Annotated in this window: 12 protein-coding genes and 2 pseudogenes; 11 read left to right on the top strand and 3 right to left on the bottom strand. The window is 37.3% G+C overall.

What is annotated here, in order from left to right:
* Positions 1-356 precede the first annotated feature (356 nt).
* Positions 357-686 carry a hypothetical protein gene (locus AEQ18_RS01810; RefSeq protein ID WP_054114662.1) on the bottom strand — a complete coding sequence of 110 codons (330 nt, stop codon included), beginning with the start codon at positions 684-686 and terminating at the stop codon, positions 357-359.
* Positions 687-1,941: 1,255 nt separating this feature from the next.
* Between AEQ18_RS01810 and licT the strand changes: the two genes are divergently transcribed.
* The 3 genes from licT (at position 1,942) to AEQ18_RS01795 (ending at position 6,366) form a co-directional block, all read left to right on the top strand.
* Positions 1,942-2,784 carry a BglG family transcription antiterminator LicT gene (gene licT / locus AEQ18_RS01805; RefSeq protein WP_054114661.1) on the top strand — a complete coding sequence of 281 codons (843 nt, stop codon included), beginning with the start codon at positions 1,942-1,944 and terminating at the stop codon, positions 2,782-2,784.
* A gap of 121 nt (positions 2,785-2,905) precedes the next feature.
* Positions 2,906-4,822, top strand: a complete 1,917-nt coding sequence (locus AEQ18_RS01800; RefSeq protein WP_054114660.1) for a beta-glucoside-specific PTS transporter subunit IIABC — start codon at positions 2,906-2,908, stop codon at positions 4,820-4,822.
* Positions 4,823-5,718: 896 nt separating this feature from the next.
* Positions 5,719-6,366 carry a hypothetical protein gene (locus AEQ18_RS01795; RefSeq protein ID WP_054114659.1) on the top strand — a complete coding sequence of 216 codons (648 nt, stop codon included), beginning with the start codon at positions 5,719-5,721 and terminating at the stop codon, positions 6,364-6,366.
* Between the two features lie 7 nt (positions 6,367-6,373).
* Here the strand turns inward: AEQ18_RS01795 and AEQ18_RS01790 are convergent.
* A pseudogene (locus AEQ18_RS01790) lies at positions 6,374-6,882 on the bottom strand (recombinase family protein).
* A gap of 935 nt (positions 6,883-7,817) precedes the next feature.
* On the opposite strand from AEQ18_RS01790, the gene AEQ18_RS01785 reads away from it, so the two are divergent.
* Positions 7,818-8,000, top strand: a complete 183-nt coding sequence (locus AEQ18_RS01785) for a hypothetical protein (RefSeq protein WP_054114658.1) — start codon at positions 7,818-7,820, stop codon at positions 7,998-8,000.
* A gap of 110 nt (positions 8,001-8,110) precedes the next feature.
* Here the strand turns inward: AEQ18_RS01785 and AEQ18_RS15990 are convergent.
* Positions 8,111-9,407, bottom strand: a pseudogene (locus AEQ18_RS15990) (ISL3 family transposase).
* 391 nt (positions 9,408-9,798) lie between these two features.
* Here AEQ18_RS15990 and AEQ18_RS01775 point away from each other — a divergent pair.
* From AEQ18_RS01775 to AEQ18_RS01745, 7 genes are all read left to right on the top strand, one after another.
* The gene (locus AEQ18_RS01775; RefSeq protein WP_054114657.1) at positions 9,799-10,653 is read left to right on the top strand and encodes an alpha/beta hydrolase; all 855 of its coding nucleotides are present in this window, start codon (positions 9,799-9,801) and stop codon (positions 10,651-10,653) included.
* 65 nt (positions 10,654-10,718) lie between these two features.
* Positions 10,719-10,967, top strand: a complete 249-nt coding sequence (locus AEQ18_RS01770) for a hypothetical protein (protein ID WP_082348572.1) — start codon at positions 10,719-10,721, stop codon at positions 10,965-10,967.
* A gap of 28 nt (positions 10,968-10,995) precedes the next feature.
* A complete protein-coding gene (locus AEQ18_RS01765) occupies positions 10,996-11,265 on the top strand; it encodes a hypothetical protein (protein ID WP_442855683.1) in 270 nt (89 codons plus the stop codon).
* Positions 11,266-11,529: 264 nt separating this feature from the next.
* Positions 11,530-12,369, top strand: coding sequence for a PRD domain-containing protein (locus AEQ18_RS01760; RefSeq protein ID WP_054114656.1), 840 nt, complete (start codon positions 11,530-11,532; stop codon positions 12,367-12,369).
* A gap of 95 nt (positions 12,370-12,464) precedes the next feature.
* A complete protein-coding gene (locus AEQ18_RS01755) occupies positions 12,465-14,351 on the top strand; it encodes a beta-glucoside-specific PTS transporter subunit IIABC (RefSeq protein ID WP_054114655.1) in 1,887 nt (628 codons plus the stop codon).
* A 15-nt stretch (positions 14,352-14,366) separates the two neighbouring features.
* A complete protein-coding gene (locus AEQ18_RS01750) occupies positions 14,367-15,770 on the top strand; it encodes a glycoside hydrolase family 1 protein (RefSeq protein ID WP_054114654.1) in 1,404 nt (467 codons plus the stop codon).
* 200 nt (positions 15,771-15,970) lie between these two features.
* Complete coding sequence (locus tag AEQ18_RS01745; protein WP_054114653.1) at positions 15,971-17,290, top strand: peptidoglycan DD-metalloendopeptidase family protein; 1,320 nt, start codon at positions 15,971-15,973, stop codon at positions 17,288-17,290.
* The last annotated feature ends 467 nt before the right edge of the window (positions 17,291-17,757 follow it).

Genomic DNA, 17,757 nt, shown 5'->3' with positions numbered 1-17,757 from the left:
ACCCGTCACCGTCTTAAACGGTGCTGTAGGGGAGTTGTTAGCGCAACTCCTCTTTACATAGTTAGTATAGCAAGATTCCAGTGGAATATCAAGCTTTCGCTCTATAGACGTGCCTTGCACGTCTATTTTTATTGCCCTCCTAAGTGGTGGAGGCGGCTGGAACGTGGAGGGAAAAAAGGATAGCTTTTCATTCTTAAAAAAGCTCTAAGTACCACCATTGTTCCGAAATTTAACCAACCATTATCTCGGTATTCTTAATCCATCAGGTGCTTGAAATACCTTTCATGCGCATGAAGAAACTGAGTGAACAATGGAAAATTCTGAGACATTGAATAGAGTTACTGTTAAATAATGCATTATATTTTGTCTATCTGAATTTTATTTTTTGAAATTTCCAAAAAATAGTTATCAATATAAACCTTGATTTTCGCAAAGTCTCTCTCTAAAAATAAAATTGTAGGTACCTTAATAACAGGTAGATTGCGTTCATTAATGAATGCGCCAAAGGAATCTGGGATAACAAGTATATCGACAGTATCTGTATCTTCTGGGTAATTAGCTGTTACATTATAATATTCAGAAAAATAAGCTAATAAATCATCTATATTACGTCTAGCATGAGTAGCGAATATTGTAGTTGTTCCTATACCAGAATTTGAAGTTAGCATAAAACATATTTTCGTCATAGTTTAATCTCCTTTTTTATATTATAACTCTAGAATTAAATTTGTGAAAGAGATTACAATGAAATCCATTCTATGTATACTCTCATAGATCAAGATATATCAGAAAGCGAACAGTCTATCGATCATTTCGGGATGTGACAGCAAAATGGTTTCTGAAGATTGGTGGTGTCTGGAGCGACTGAAGTAACAAATATTTAGCTTGAATTTGGATATAAGAAAAGTGATAAAAACCTTTATAATTCTAGGTTTTTAGCATGGGCTATGCATAATATGTGTACAGTAAAGTTTGTGACGGTGGTTTGTTTTTGAAAGTGAGGTGGTGCATTATGAATGTACTATCTATATCTGAAGAAAGGAGTAGCCTTTTATAAAATGTGGATATAATTGGCATTTTGTTAGCAATAGCGCCTGTTTTATTAGCCTTCATTGGTTTAATCGAAACATGCGTGAAACTAGCATATACGATTATAAACACTCGTTCTTCTATGCATAAAAGCAAAAAGAAACGAAAAAAGAATTCAAAGAAATAACCGTCAACTTTAATCGATGGACGATTATTTTTTAACTATTAATTAAAAAAACTGTCCTCCGTATTAAACGGTGCTATAGGAAGCTGTTAGCGAAACTCCTCTTTACATCGTAAGTTTACCAAGGTTTCAGTGAAATAGACCTCCTGAAGCAGTTGCTTAGTTGATTAATGATCAAACTGGAGAGAAAATACAGTTAAATGTCAGGGATGTATCTCCAACAAAATATTTATTGAAATAATTCCAGCTGAGTAGTTTTAGTGATGAAACCAATCTAACTAAACCTATTAAGTATTTATTGAAATACCAGATGGAACCATTACTACAACTGATAGTTCTGGTGAAAATAAAAATGGCGGCGTAACTACAAAAATTAGTGTAAACTATGATATTAGTGGAACTGACAAAAAAGAAATTAGAGTAAATAGTTCCAATTGAAACCTTTGAAATAATCTAAATAATGTTAAACAAAACAATAGCAAAAGGTACGTAACTACCTGATATCACGCTCTTTTTTTTTGAAAAATATCAAAGAATAAAACATCAGAATCACGATTGACAGCGTTTTCTTTATTTGCTATCATGAAGTTGAGAGATGGTTCTAATGGATAGTGATTGCTGAAAGAAGCAAGCTAAACCTGATGAAGCGGCATTGTTTGTGTTGCTTTCATGGGTTTTTTTTATGTGTATATTCAAGTTTGAGCGAAGTGATAGAGTGGAGGAACGCCATGATCATCAATAAAGTGTTAAACAATAATGTTGTGATCACTAGTGATGCTGACGAAAATGAAATAATTGTGATGGGGCGTGGCATTGCTTTCAAGAAGAAAGTGGGTGACCGGATTCCCGAAGAGACAGTGGACAAAGTATACCGCTTAGATAACCCCATCGTTTTGAATCAATTCCAAGAGTTGGTAGCCGACCTACCTGTTGAATACCTGGAGTTGTCAAATCAAATCATCGAGTATGCACGAGGAGAACTGACCTCACCCATCAATGACACCATCTACATTTCCTTGACGGATCATATGCACAGTGCGATCGAAAGAGCGAAGAAAGGGGTCACGGTCAAAAATGTTCTGTTATGGGATATCAAGCGGTTCTTTCCTGACGAATATCGTGTAGGACAAAAAACGATCGAAAAAATTGGCGACATGTATGGTGTAGACTTGCCTGATGATGAAGCTGGCTTTGTTGCATTGCATCTGGTCAACGCCCAGACGGAGAATGAGGATCAAGGAAATGTTGCCGCACTAACGCAAACGATGCAAGAAATCATCAACATCGTCAAATATTTTTTCAAAACGACATTTGATGAAGATTCCGTTTACTTTTATCGTTTTACGACACATTTACGTTTTTTTGTATCCAGAATGTTAAATCAGACACAACATCGAGATGAAACAGATGAAGAATTATTGGCGATGGTCAGACAAAAATACCATAATGCGTTTCAGTGCGTACAAAAAATCAATACCTTTTTGCTAAAAAAGTATGTATATCAAATGTCTAGCGATGAACAAATGTATTTAACGATTCATATTGCCCGTTTGGTGCAAAAGAATCGCTGAAATAAAGTAGAAAGGAGAAGTGCGTTCATCCAGTGAGCGCAAATTGAATATTGTGTAAACCCCTTGGATAGTGACATTCAGTTGGCTAAACCTTCAATCAAATCAATTGGAGGAAATCAAAATGGGAAAATATCAAGAGTTAGCAGAAAAAATCGTAAAAAATGTCGGCGGGAAAGACAATATCAATAGTTTGACCCATTGTATCACACGGTTGCGTTTCAAATTGAAGGACGAAAGTATAGCACAAGATGAAGTCTTGAAAAATATGGACGGCGTGGTAACGGTTATGAAAAGTGGCGGCCAGTATCAAGTCGTGATCGGCAATCATGTACCAGACGTCTATGCAGAAGTGATCGATGTAGCAGGTATTAGTGGGGATAGTGAGGAAACAGCTTCCGGCGGGAACTTATTCAACCGATTGATCGATATTCTAAGTGGTTGTTTCCAACCCTTTTTAGGTGCCTTGTGTGCGGCGGGGATGATCAAAGGGCTCAATGCGTTATTGATCTTTATCGGCACAATGGGTGTCCTTGATTACACAACAACTTCAGGAACTTATGTCATGTTGAACGCGATCGGTGATTCGATCTTCATGTTTATGCCGGTCATTTTGGGGTATACCTCTGCGAAGAAATTCCGCTTAAATCCAATGGTGGGCATTGTCATAGGTTCAGCATTATGTTATCCAACGATTCAAGGTAGTGCTTTGCAAGCAGCATTTACTGCAACGGCTGCGGAAGGTGCAGCCGCACCATATAGTTTACTCGGTTTGCCTGCATATGAAACTTTCTTGGGTATCCCTTGGGTAGGCGCAACGTATACAAGTAGTGTAGTACCAATTATCTTTATTGTTGCCTTTGCTGCGCAAATTCAACGTTTGGCTAAAAAAATCATTCCACCGGTTATTCAAACGTTTGTCGTGCCATTTATGGTTTTGTTGATTTCGTTGCCGGTCGGTTTTTTGGTGATTGGCCCGGTTATTAGTATGCTGACAGATTTGTTAAGTGCAGGATTCCAAGGATTGATGGACTTTTCACCAGTCGTTTATGGATTGCTCCTCGGTTTCTTCTGGCAGGTATTGGTTATCTTTGGTTTGCATTGGTCAGTCGTTCCATTGCATATTATGCAAATCACCCAGTTTGGATTTAGTCAAATATTGGCCGGAACTTTTGGGGCTAGTTTTGCCCAAACCGCTGTTGTATTGGCTATGTACTTTAAATTGAAGGACAAAAAAATGAAATCATTGTGTCCGCCAGCAATCATTTCCGGCATCTTCGGTGTGACAGAACCTGCCATCTACGGCATCACCTTGCCGAAAAAAACACCATTTGTTTTCTCCATGATCGGCGGCGGAATTTCAGGTGCATTCTTGATGATCAATGGCGCAACAGCTTATACATCAGGAGGGTTGGGTGTCTTTGGTATATTCAACTATATTACGCCAGAAGGTGATGCAGGGGGCATGTGGATTTCTGTCATGGCTATTTTATTGGCGGCTGCCATTGGCTTTGGCTTGACGATGGCCTTTTGGAAAGACGATACTGTTGAAGAAGCTGTCGAAGGACAACCTGCAATGACAGTTCGCAAAGAAGTGATCACTTCACCAATTGAAGGCACCATCGCACCGTTGAGCAGTGCGCAAGATGAAGCTTTTGCGCAAGGAATATTAGGTAAAGGGATCTTGATCCATCCTACCAAAGGCGAAGTTGTCGCACCATTTGATGGAACAGTGATGACGTTGTTTCCCTCAAAGCATGCTATTGGCTTGATTTCGGAAAATGGATTGGAATTATTGATTCATGTCGGTCTAGATACCGTGCAGTTGAATGGTGAATATTTTGAAGCCCATGTCAAACAAGGCGAAAAGGTTGTACGGGGACAGAAATTGCTCTCATTCGATAAAGATGCACTTGTTCAAGCCGGTTACACGATCGAAACGCCTGTTCTCGTAACAAATACAGGTGATTATTTAGATATTATCGAATCTGACAAAAAAGAAGTCGTATGTTCAGATGATTTGATCACCGCTCTAGTATAAGCCTAAACCGCTTGGTCTTGTTGACCAAGCGGTTTGTTTAATTAGGAAAAAAGGGCTCTTTGTCAATCAGGACTGATGGAATAGATTTAAGTGAAACCAAAACAGATGAGAACAAATCTGTTTTGGTTTTTATGTTATTTCGCTTCAATTAAAAGATGTACAATAGAATGCTTTGGAAGAACAAAGTAAGATTGTGTAGTCCAATAGGTTTCACAATTTTTACATTTGTAGTGCTGCTTTTTTTAATTGTATAACCATCGGCATATGGATATATTCATCAAAACGTACAGTAGTTTTTTTCTTCCCATTTCTTACAATTATTGTTTTACCATAACAGTCTTTCACTGTGGATCCACTGTTTATTTTGCGGTGATTTAATCATACTAGAGAACGATATGTTTATAATCGCAGAAATTCATCATTTATATCTTTTCATTGGGGGCAGAAACTTAAAATTTTTTGATCCTTTTTTCAGTGGTAACTTCATGGTTTCCTCAGCAGCTCATTAAATTGGGTTCAGTAATATATTTATTTATATAAAACGGAGTCGCAAACTATAATATGCTAACTAAAATACTTTTAAATATTTTAATATCTAAGTTTAGACACGATAAAATTAGGTATACCTATAAAAAATTGATTGTTATCTTTAATTGTAGTATATTCTAAATCAATAGATAAAGTGATATTTTAGGAAATATAATTATTGTTAAAGATACTGACAGTTAAGAAAAATGTTTGGTTTGTAATAGCTTTAACTTCTATATCCTATTTGGTATTGAGTTACGCAGCTGATAAGTAAGCTATTAGAAATATAAATGTATCAGTGAAAGTACTACTACTAGTGGTATGATGACAATTTCTGTCTCATTCTAAATTTTGTTAGGAGATCGAAAATGGAATATTTAAGTATAACTTTAAAGAATATGGATAAAAAGATGATTAAACAGTTTAAGCAGTTATTTTCTTCATTCGAGAGTGAATTTTCAAGAATTTATAAATCACAAATTAAGTTTGAGGGGGAAGAATCAAAGAAATGGGCTTATTTTTTTATTTGCGAATTGTCAGATAACAGTAAGATTGATGCTTTAAAATCAATCACAAGTATGACTTCTGATTTAAGAGAATATGTAATTCGTACAGAATTGATGGAACTAACACCAGGTAGTTTTCTAAAAAAAGTACTACATAAAACAGGTATGACAATTATTGAGCATGTTAATGTACAAGAAGAATATCTGATTGATTTCCAAAATATTATGATTAATAATAATACACCTGCTATGAAATATATTATTGAAGAAAAAGGTTGGTGTAATGAGTTTATCGCTCTTGAAACGAAGAATATCCTATATCATGATTCTACTTTTAAATCATGGAATCAGATTCATTTAGTTGATATGGCCGCTTATGGAATTTTTAGGTACAAGAAGGACTTTAATGACGGGCTTCGATTAGTCGATGCACCAAGTTTTAAAACGAACTTTAAAAAACTTTCAAATATCCGAACATTTACTTATAAATTCAAAAGTAAATTAATATGAAAAATTATTAGTGAAATGACCTTAGAAATAAGATTAAATGTTTAACTTTATGCAGATGACTATTCTCAAGATCCTTAACGATGATTTTATAAGCAAGACAACGTTGTGGATCTTTTGTGCCTGGCGTCGTTTCGATTCAGTACGTTCTTGTTCGGCAATCATGGCAAAGATCTGAATGATTAAGTCTTTGATGAATTTATCCAAGAGAGAATTTCCGATTGCTTCAGCCATGATCGGTAAACTAGTGATAATGAGTCGCACATTTTTCATCTTTAGATAATTAACTGAATCGATAATCTCGTCATAATTGCTTCCAAGTCGATCGATGGCTTCTACAATAAAAATATCTTTGGTCTCTGACAAAATCTAAAGCCTCTTGAAAAATTGGTCGATGAGTAATCGTCGCTTCTGATTGTTTTTCGATGAAAAATTTTCAGCGCCGAACTTTCTCATTTCTTCACCTTGACATTGTTCATTTTGATCGATTGATGAAACTCGGATATATGCAATTTTCAAAAGTTTTACCTACTCTCTCGAACTATTTAAAACACACCCTAATCATACAGTTAAAAATCTTATTTTTTAATCTTATAATTTTCTCTATTTAAGATACGCTTTAAACATACAACACGTTTATGTTTTATAGAAAATAATAGATTATAATTAAAGAGAGATAGTTTGAATTCATTTTTTAGAATCCAAAGCTATAAGGGAACAACGTGAAATTGACAGTTCATAGCTATAACTAACGAGCAAGAACAGAAATACCCCCTAACTTTGATCTTTTAGATGAAAGGTAACCGTTTAAAACCCATCAAGAAACCGCTTGCTTTATAGGTGTTTTTATTATACAGTTAATATAAATTTAATAAAATGTAAGGTGAGGTATTAATGAACAAATTGCTTCGAATAATAGTTCAAACCCAATGTTGAGAAGCGCAACCGGACAGACTTGGAAATTAGTAAAAACAAGAAAATTAACTACGGATCAAGTTGTTGCAACCCAATATGTATAAAAATTGGATGCTAAAACTTCTAAGCCTAAATCTGTTTCTTTTTCATTTGGAATAAATGCTGAGATTAAAGGTGTAAAATTAAGTACTTCTTTTAGTTATAGTACATCTATAACACGTAGTGGACCTTCTAATGAGAAGATAGTTGGACTCAAACAAAAGCCAGTCACGCATACTTCATTGCTATTATATGGGTATATGTGAACGAGTATACTTATGATGTCTATGATAATGGTAGTGGTAAGAAAATTAAGACTGTAAAACAAAATGGTTTTATTCGGATTAATACACAAGGTTATTCTCAGAATGCGTATACAAGAAAAGATGGAAAGGTAATGGTTGAGAATGCTTCTGGAACAAAGTACAAAACTTTCAATTCGCATGATTCATTTGTGAACGGTTTTGGCAGAAGTAAATCTTCTAATTTATGGTGGTATTATGAAAAAGATTGGTATTGTTTTAGTTCTTTTTTCACTTTTGCTTTTAATTATTTTACCAAAAATAATTTTTCCTGAATCTGATACTGTTGATTCTACAGGAATAGTGAATGCTATACGCTTTACTGGATTATCTTTAATATTGTCTGCAATAGGGATTAAACTTTTTTTCAAAGATAAATGAGTTAAGAAAATATCAATTAAACAAAAGAGGCTCTTTGTCAATCAGGACTGATGTAAAAGATTTAAGTGAAACCAAAACAGATGATATCAAATCTGTTTTGGTTTTTTATGTTATTTCACTTCAATTAAATGATTAATCATATAAATGCGTATTTTCATGTTCTCAAATGATTTGAATCCGTAGGATACTCTTTTTAGTGTTTTGATATGTGTGTTTTTTGCCTCAATTCTACCGTTTGAATAAGGATAAATCATTGCATTCCTTATGCCTTCTTCATACTTAAGCAAGTTCTGTAATTTCTTTCTAAATTCCTCATTTAAACTTTCTGGAAGATGTTTGAGCAAGTCAAAAAATAAAATATGGTCCTTATCTCTAAATGCATCGGCCAAGTCATGGAATGCCTCATAAGCTTCCCTAAGTGAAGGGGAAGAATGTAAGTAGTCTATCAATCATCATAGCTTCTGTAAGAAGAGGATACTTAGGTGTAAGGAAACTACGCCAAGACTTATATTCCGAATGATTTATAATCTGTCTATTTTTTGTTAGAAAACGCCAATTTACTTTAAGTTTCTGTGCTTCCTTTTTGAAACCTTTTATTTGTAAGGATTTCATTGTTCTCACACGTAGGTCTTGAAATGCTTGATTCATATGTTTAACGATATGAAATCGATCAATAATGAGATTGGCATTTGGAAATACCGTTTTGGTTAATTGAAAATAAGCAGCGTCCATATCAGTGACTAAATATTTTACTTGATCATTATTAGAACAGCTCTGAAAGTAGTTGGTTAGGCGCGATAGCTTATGTGTTGGCAAAATATCAATCAACTCTCCACTCTCTCCATCTGCACAAATAAAGCTCATTTTGTCTTCAAGTGAAGCATGTGATCGAAACTCATCCACCATCAATACTTTGGGAAGAACCTTTTTAGTGTTTCCTGGAAGCTAGCTTTTGAGTTCTTTTAGTATTCGAATCACTGTAGTTAGAGATACTGTGCAAAGCTCAGCAATAAAACTCAACGAAACTTTATCTGTTAGTAAAGAAATGATTTTGTATCTTAAATGATTGGCAATAGAATGTTTTGGAAGAACAAAGTAAGATTGTGCAGTCCAATAGGTTTCACAATTTTTACATTTGTAGCGCTGCTTTTTTAATTGCATAACCATCGGCATATGATTATATTGATCAAAACGTATGGTAGTTTTTTTCTTCCCATTTCTTACAATTATCGTTTTACCATCACCGTCTTTCGCTGTGGATCCACATGATTTACAAGCTTGCGGGCAAGGAGATAGCGTTGCGTTGATCACTAAGCGCTGTTTTTTGTTCACTGTCTCGTAAGAGACATCTGTAATTTCTAAATTTTTATCTGTAATCCTCAACAATTTTTTGATAGAATCATTCATATAGCATATCGTCCTCTCAGTTTTTTATTTTGTCGTGATTTAATCATACTAGAGAACGATATGTTTTTTAATACCTAAAATGAAAATGGGGCTGAAGAATCAATTTTCTGATTCATCAGTCCCATAAATTATAGAGCCCGTATTTCAGGTCCTTTTGTTTATGTGTATAAACTAAAATGGTTGGAGGAAGCCAGAAAGGATAACCATACAATAGATGGTTCGCAAACGATCCAAGTAAATAGAAGGTTATAGAAAATCATTGAAAATGCAAAAAGCCGTCAAGAGCGAATTGCTTTTTTTTCATGTTCCCTCGTAGCAAAAAGATAGACATGATACGATAAAAAGGAATACAGCGAAAGAAAAGGTCGTTATATAGAGGAGGATATATTGGATGCAAAAACATATTGATTTGTCTACAGGAGGACGCCTAGATTTATTCTTATTAGCAGAGCTGAATCACCATTATCCATTAAAAAAACGCGGACTGGTCATGGTGATACCAGGGGGTGGTTATCGCTTCACGAGTGATCGTGAAGCAGAGTCGATTGCATTATGGTTCAATAGTTTTGGTTTGAATAGTGCGGTTTTGCGCTATCGAACAGATCCAGATATCCAAAATATCGTTCAACATGCACTGCTAGAAGCCGCTGAAGCAATTCGTTTTATACGCCAGCACGTCCAAGCGTGGTCCCTTGATGCGCAATGCATTGGCATATGTGGCTTCTCTGCGGGTGGACACATTGCATTGCAATTGGCAACGAAGAATCGTGCATTGGCAGAATCTCAGTTGATTGCAGGTGCTGCTGATGATTTTAAAGTCGATTTTGCTATTTGCGGGTATCCGTTGGTTTATTATACCCAGACATTGATCGATAACCAATCAAGATTTGAAGAAAAATCCCTGACGACATTAAACCGGCGTTATTTTGGTAGTGAAGTGCCAAGTGAAGAAGCGATTGCCGCTGCTGACCCAATTCGATATTTATCTGAAGTAACACCACCATTATTTCTCTGGCATACAGCGGCAGACGAAGTTGTAAATGTGCAGCAAACCCTCGATTTAGCAAGTGCTGCGCATAAACACAATGTGCCCATCGAAGTCCATATTTTTGAGAAAGGAATCCATGGTTTAGCCCTCGCAAACGAAGTGACAGCCTTGCATCAAGACGACATCGAACCTGCTGTGGCGGAGTGGACAACGCTATGTGCCAATTGGCTGCAACGACGAATGGACAATGATCGATAAGATGAGAACGTTTTATTTGTTTGGGTAATATAGTATAATGGTAAAAAAAGACTGAGGTGTTGGATATGGACAACAAGTTTACCGGTTATTTTGCCAAACGAAAAAAAGCCAAACTTGACCAGATGCGTAAAAAGAATTGGGATTTGACGCAACAAGGGATCAATCCTCATAAAGGTTGGGGAACGATGGTCGATACTGGATCTGGCGGCTTGAACAATATGAATCGGGACAATCAAGCACAAAATTTTTTGAGTAAAGAAATCGACAACAAACAATTTTTCATCGAAGAAGCCAAACGGATTCGAAAAAATTAGGCGGACTTGATGCAACACGGTCTACGATATGGCAGAAAGAAGGCGCACGATGTGGCGAAAACTAAAAAAGATGATTGACGACCGAAGCACAGCCAAGAAAGAGCGATTGCGCCATAAAAATGCTGCTTTACGCGCGCAAGGCAAGGAACCTTTGAAAGGCTGGGGTAAAATGGTGGATTCAGGCTTCGGCGGATTGAATAAAAATGACACGGCAAGTACTGGGAAAATAGATAATATCGCTTTTCGTAAACATCAAGCAGAAGAGATTGGGCAGGAAAATAATCGAAGCAATCAGTGAGACGATGTTCCAACGTTCATTCAGATGATTGTTCTCAACCGGTCTTATATCTCTTCACCATATTTATCTAGTCAATCGCAAGCTGTAAATATAAAACGCTTCATTTTTTTTGATATCTTGTTGACAATTAAAATGTGCAAAGCTATAATCGGATTTAGGATTGCTACTGAAAAGGCGACACCGACGAAATATACACTGGCTTATTTATGCTTGAATTGTATATTTCTGTCGGTTTTTTTGTCTTTATGAAAGGAGGGTGTATCAATGAAACCAATCACGATCTACAACAATAATGCTATATTAGTCGATGACAATGGCACGGAATGTGTAGTGATTGGCAATGGTGTTGGCTTTGGGGTAAAGGCTAGTGGTGTGATCGATGTAAGCAAAATCGATAAAAAATATATACTTGATGGTGAATTTACACAAAACAAATTTGGCAGTCTAATGGCAGGTATGGCTGAAAGACATGTCATACTCACTGCAAAAATAATTGAAGAAGCTGAAAAAGATCTCTCTCGTACATTCGATTCAAGCATTTATCTTTTTTTAGGTGATCATATCAATTATGCAATCGAGAGAAATCATAAAGGCGAATCAATCACGAACGACCTTATGTGGGAAATAAAAAAGTATTATCCTCGCGAATTTGCGGCGGCGAAACGATCCCTTCAGTTTATCGAACGCGCAGAAAAAATCAGATTCATGGAAGATGAAGCTGGGTTTATAGCTTTACATTTTGTAAACGCTAGCTCGGGTTCCCGTTACAAAAATGAAACGATCTTTACGACCAAAGTGATTGGGGAAATCGTTCAAATCGTTGAATATGATTTCGGGATGAAGCTAGATGACACTTCTATGAACTATGATCGTTTTTTAACCCATATACGGTACTTTGTGAGTCGAATTTTTTCGAAAAGCAAAGAGGTCAAAGATGAGTCAGATTTACTGCAGCACGTAAAACTATTATATCCAAAAGCCTATCAAACAGGTTTGAAGATCAAGAAACATATAGCAGGACAATATAAAGTGACAATTACGGATTCGGAATTACTGTACTTTGTCATTCACATCAATCGCGTCACGACTAGAGAATTAGCATAAATGTTTTGTTACCGCATGGGCAAGACCAAATAAAATTGACGGCAAATGGCCGCAATTTTTGTTTGGTCTGTTTTTTTATATTAAGGAGGATCATCATGACAAAATATCAAGAATTAGCAGAAAATATCGTCGGAAATATCGGAGGGCTGGATAACATTGAGTCAGTCACAAACTGTATGACACGACTGAGATTTGTATTGAAAGACAACAAAAAAGTTCAAGAAGATCATTTAAAAGCAACACCTGGTGTACAAGGTACGGCATTTAAAGGCGGTCAATATCAAGTCATCATTGGAACAGATGTTGCGCATGTCACAGATGAAATCAACAAGATGGGCAAGTTTACACCTTCAGATCAGCCATCAGCGGATCTGAAAGAGGAAAAAATCATTAATCGCGTTTTAGGTGCGATCACATCTATTTTCCAACCAATCATACCGGCGATTTGCGGTGCAGGGATGCTGAAAGCTGTCTTAGCATTACTTGTTTTTTTAAATGTATTAAATGTAGAAACACAAACATACCAGTTGTTGGCATTGTTGGCCGATTCAGCATTTTACTTCTTGCCTGTGATGTTGGCCGTAACGAGCGCGCAATATTTCAAAGCAAATCCATTTTATGCAGCAGTTTTAGGTGCAATGTTGATTCATCCAACATTTGCTGCAATGGTAGCGTCTGGTGAGCCAATTTCTTTTGCAGGTATTTCTGTCCGTGCCGTGTCATACGGTTCAGCAGTTGTGCCGCCAATTTTGATTGTCTGGGCTATGGCGCATATCGAACGTTTGGCAAAGAAAATCTCACCCGATCCAGTGAAGATTTTCCTCGTACCTTTACTCGTTTTTCTTGTAACAGCACCACTTGCTTGGATCATCATTGGACCATTGGGTGCATTGGTTGGAGATGGCTTGCTCGTTGTTTTTGAATTTTTCAATAATCAGGCACGTTGGGTATTGCCGGTATTGATGGGGGCCTTTACGCCGTTTTTTGTCATGACAGGAATGCATTACAGCTTTATGCCTGTTCAATTAGCGCAATATGCTACGCTAGGGTACGGGACATTACTTGGACCAGGGATGTTGGCTTCTAATATCGCGCAATCAGGTGCTTCATTGGCCGTTGCAATGAAAACAAAAGATAAGACAATGAAACAAACGGCTTTTTCAGCTAGCACGACTGCACTTTTTGGTATCACAGAACCTGCATTGTACGGTGTGACGATGAAACTAAGAACACCGTTATGGGTTGTCGTTGCCTCCGGTGGTATAGCAGGTCTGTGGGCAGGGTTAACAAATATGCGTACGTATGCTTCAGCTACTGCAGGAATATTAGCGCTCCCTGTTTACCTGACTGATGATATATCAAATATTATTAATGCAGTTATTTGTATTGTGATTGCCTTTGTCATGTCTTTTGTTCTAACAATGTTCTTTGTAAATGCAGAGGGGAAAGAAAAGAAAAGTACGGTTGAGGCAAATGAACCAACGGTCCCTTTTTCAGATACGCAAGCGGTCCAACCTTTGCGCACACCTTTAGAAGTGATCAGTCCGTTAGCCGGACAGCGCGTAGCTGTAAGTGATATTCCAGATAGTGTTTTTGCGAACGAAATCATGGGCCGAACCATTGCAATCAATCCCAATGCGGGTCAAGTGATTGCACCTTTTGATGGAGAAGTTGTCACCATTTTTCCAACAAGCCACGCAATTGGAATAAAAAATGCGCAAGGTGTAGAGTTGCTTATTCATATCGGCATCGATACGGTGGAATTAGAAGGTAAAGGATATACAGCATTCGTCCAAGCAGGTGATGCCTTTAAGCAAGGGGATGTATTGGTACAGTTTGACCAAACATTTATTCAAGATAAAGGTTATTCAACGATCACGCCAATCGTCGTGACCAATACTGCTGATTTTACAGATGTTATCGTGCATGAAGAGAATAAGGATATTCAACAGGGCGATTTGTTGCTTTCGATTTTTCAATAAACAAAGGAGCTAATTATGACGAGATTTCCAGAATCATTTTTATGGGGTGGTGCTATCGCCGCCAATCAATCTGAAGGTGCTTTTGATCAAGATGGTAAAGGTCTTTCGATCCAGGATTTTCTTTCAAATGGGGTGACGAAACCTCTTGATTCTACGATCATACCGCAAAACTTAAAACTAGATGGGATAGATTTTTATCATAGATATGCAGAGGATATACAATTATTCGCGGAAATGGGATTTAAAGTACTGCGTTTCTCTATTGCTTGGTCGCGCATCTTCCCGAATGGAAATGAAGAAAGCCCGAATGAAGCAGGGCTGCAATTTTACGATAAAGTGATCGATTGCTGCTTATCATATGGTATCGAACCCTTGATTACGCTATCGCATTATGAAACACCCTATTTTCTCTCAAAAGTATATGATGGTTGGCGGAGTCGCTCTTTGGTCGATTTCTTTGAAAGATACTGTCGGACCGTCTTCACTCGTTATCGAGGCAAAGTAAAGTATTGGCTGACATTTAATGAAGTGAATGCCTTATGGAATTTTCCTTTGATGGGTGCAGGGGTCATGACAGATAAAGAAAAGTTGACTAAACAAGATTTATTTCAAATCGCCCATCATGAATTAGTCGCAAGTGCTTTAGCCGTAAAAATAGCACATGAGATTGATCCCAGCATGCAAGTGGGCAATATGGTGTTGGGTATTTATAATTATCCAATGACTTCAAATCCTAAAGATACCTTGGCAGTTCTCGAAGCAGATAAAAACTTAAATTACTTTATGGATGTACAGGCACGCGGGTATTATCCTGAATGGATCAAAAAGGAATGGCAAAAATATGATATATCTATTGACATTGAAGAAGGTGATCTAGATATATTGACGCATACGGTTGACTTTGTTTCATTTAGCTATTATATGTCTAGGTGTGTCTCTGCTACACCTGAAAAGTATCAACAAGGAAAAGGGAATATGACCAATGTTTTAAAGAACCCGTATCTCGAAGAAACACAATGGGGATGGGAAATTGATCCTATCGGGTTGCGTATCCTACTAAATCGATTTGCTCACTTATATGAACTGCCTATTTTTGTTGTGGAAAATGGCTTGGGGGCAATCGACGAATTGATTGAAGTGGATGGGAAGAAAACAGTTCTAGATACGTATCGTATTGCCTATTTACAGACGCATTTAGAGGCAATTGCTGCGGCAATCGAAGATGGCGTTAATGTACTAGGTTATACCATGTGGGGATGTATCGATCTGGTCAGTGCTTCCACTGCTGAAATGAAAAAGAGGTATGGGTTTATTTATGTCGACCGCGATGATGAAGGTCACGGAACACTGAAAAGGTATCGCAAGCAATCTTTCACATGGTATAAACATGTGATTGACACGAATGGACAAAATATCTAACCATTGAATCATATGCTAGATACTGTAAAATAATGCCAAATTTCCCATAAATGCAACTTACATTCCAATAACTGTATAACAATTTGTTTACAACAAGATAACATCTGTTTGCAATCAGATGTTTTTCTTTAGATTCTGCCCACAAATCAGCTAATTTCCTTTATCCTGTGGAGAGTGAGTAAAAGGAAAAAGGAGAACATATGAAAAAGACATTAGCATTTGCGGGTTCCTTGATCTTGTTTGCTTTGCCATTGGTTGGGCAAGCAGAAGAAACAGTGGATCAAAAAATCCAACAGCAAACAGATCGTATCAATGATATCAAAGGAAAATCTGCCTCTGTCGAAGCCTACAAGCAAGCAACAGAAAAAGAAATCCAACAAATAGAAGCTGAAATCGCTGCATTATTTGACGAAAAGTCAACAACTGAGCAGCAAGTCAATCAAATCGTGCTAGAGATCCAAACATTAGAGGAAAAAATTGCTAAGCGTACCGAAACGTTGGCCAATCAAGCGCGGGATATCCAAGTGTCAGAACCATCTAGCAATATGATGGATTCACTATTGACGGCAGAATCTTTTGGCGAAGTGATTCAACGAGCCATTGCCTCTGTCACGATCATGAATGCCAGCAATAGTATAGTGGAACAACAACAAAAAGATATTGAAACCAGTCAAGCATTGGAAGAAGAATTAACTGCAAAATTAACAGAAATCGACAACAATACGCAAACTGTTGAAAAGAAACAAACCGAATTGGCAGATATCCATATGAATCAAGAAGTTGAGTTGGCAACATTAGCCATTTCATTGAATGAAGAAGAGGGAAAGAAAGCTGATTTAGAAAAAGAAAAAGCTGAAGCTGAACGTAAACGGGAAGCTGCTTTGAAACAAAAGGCGGCAGAAGAAGCGCTAGCTAAAGAAGCTGAAGCCGCAGCCAAAGCTGAAGCAGAAAAACAGGCTGCCTTGCAGGCTGAAGCTGAAATAAGTCAAGCCAGACAGTCACAAAAGCAATCAACGACCACGGCAGCAAAAACAGAAAAAGCAGTTGTCTCGACAGTACCAGTGAAGGAATCAGTTGAAAACGATTCAACTGAAACTGAAACTGAAACACCAACGGCTGCGAGTGGCTGGTCGATGCCTGTGGATGCTGTCCACATTTCCAGTCGTTTTGGTTATCGCTCTGATCCAACGGGCTCATCGGGCAATCAGCATAACGGGATCGATTTTACTGGTGCCAGCGGCACACCGATTTATGCGATACAAGCAGGTACGGTCGTTGAAGCTGGTTATGGTCCCTCAACTGGAAACTACGTCGTCATCAAACATGACAATGGCATTTACAGTTATTACATGCATTTCAATCAATTGCCTGCAGTTTCTGTCGGTCAAAGCGTGTCAGCGCGCCAGTATATTGGTGGCATGGGGACAACAGGCAATTCGACTGGTGTTCATTTGCACTTAGGTATGGCGACTGGGCTATGGTCAGGTTTCTTTGATCCGGCGAGTGAATTAGGTCTTTAGCATATAGAAAAAAACGCCCCTATTCTTGCAGGAGCGTTTTTTTTGTTTGCGTATTGTACACGAAAAAAGCCAAAATCAAGGCTGGGCCAATAGATTATAGTTGATTCATATCTGTTGTCAGCAGGCTATGTAAAAATGAACAGCAATATCAATAGGTAGATGAGGCAATCTCCGAGAAATGGCCATAGGACTTTCTCAGTCGATTTTGAAAAAAGAAAACAGTCAATTGCAAATAGTAAGATCAAAGTGGGTAAAGCGTATGTCAAAGAAGGCTGTTGCCAGATGATGTAAATGACATTGCCAATCAGTGCACAAAGGTATGCACTATACGCAAGGCGATAGTTTTGGGGAATCAATCGAAGATTTCCTAACATGGGTTCACTTCCTACAAATAGTTTTACTTGCATAATATCATGTATTATTTATCAAGACAATAAAAAACGACCAATAAAATATTGATCGTTCAG

Origin of the sequence: Enterococcus sp. RIT-PI-f (genome assembly GCF_001297065.1) — a bacterium.
GTDB lineage: Bacteria > Bacillota > Bacilli > Lactobacillales > Enterococcaceae > Enterococcus_D.
This window is presented reverse-complemented; position numbering and strand designations above follow the sequence as displayed.

Coding starts and splice junctions, on each gene's coding strand:
- AEQ18_RS01770 (WP_082348572.1), top strand. CDS start 10,719: ATGGACAACAAGTTTACCGGTTATTTTGCCAAACGAAAAAAAGCCAAA.
- AEQ18_RS01810 (WP_054114662.1), bottom strand. CDS start 686: ATGACGAAAATATGTTTTATGCTAACTTCAAATTCTGGTATAGGAACA.
- AEQ18_RS01795 (WP_054114659.1), top strand. CDS start 5,719: ATGGAATATTTAAGTATAACTTTAAAGAATATGGATAAAAAGATGATT.
- AEQ18_RS01745 (WP_054114653.1), top strand. CDS start 15,971: ATGAAAAAGACATTAGCATTTGCGGGTTCCTTGATCTTGTTTGCTTTG.
- AEQ18_RS01785 (WP_054114658.1), top strand. CDS start 7,818: ATGAAAAAGATTGGTATTGTTTTAGTTCTTTTTTCACTTTTGCTTTTA.
- AEQ18_RS01775 (WP_054114657.1), top strand. CDS start 9,799: ATGCAAAAACATATTGATTTGTCTACAGGAGGACGCCTAGATTTATTC.
- AEQ18_RS01760 (WP_054114656.1), top strand. CDS start 11,530: ATGAAACCAATCACGATCTACAACAATAATGCTATATTAGTCGATGAC.
- AEQ18_RS01750 (WP_054114654.1), top strand. CDS start 14,367: ATGACGAGATTTCCAGAATCATTTTTATGGGGTGGTGCTATCGCCGCC.
- AEQ18_RS01765 (WP_442855683.1), top strand. CDS start 10,996: ATGGCAGAAAGAAGGCGCACGATGTGGCGAAAACTAAAAAAGATGATT.
- AEQ18_RS01800 (WP_054114660.1), top strand. CDS start 2,906: ATGGGAAAATATCAAGAGTTAGCAGAAAAAATCGTAAAAAATGTCGGC.
- licT (WP_054114661.1), top strand. CDS start 1,942: ATGATCATCAATAAAGTGTTAAACAATAATGTTGTGATCACTAGTGAT.
- AEQ18_RS01755 (WP_054114655.1), top strand. CDS start 12,465: ATGACAAAATATCAAGAATTAGCAGAAAATATCGTCGGAAATATCGGA.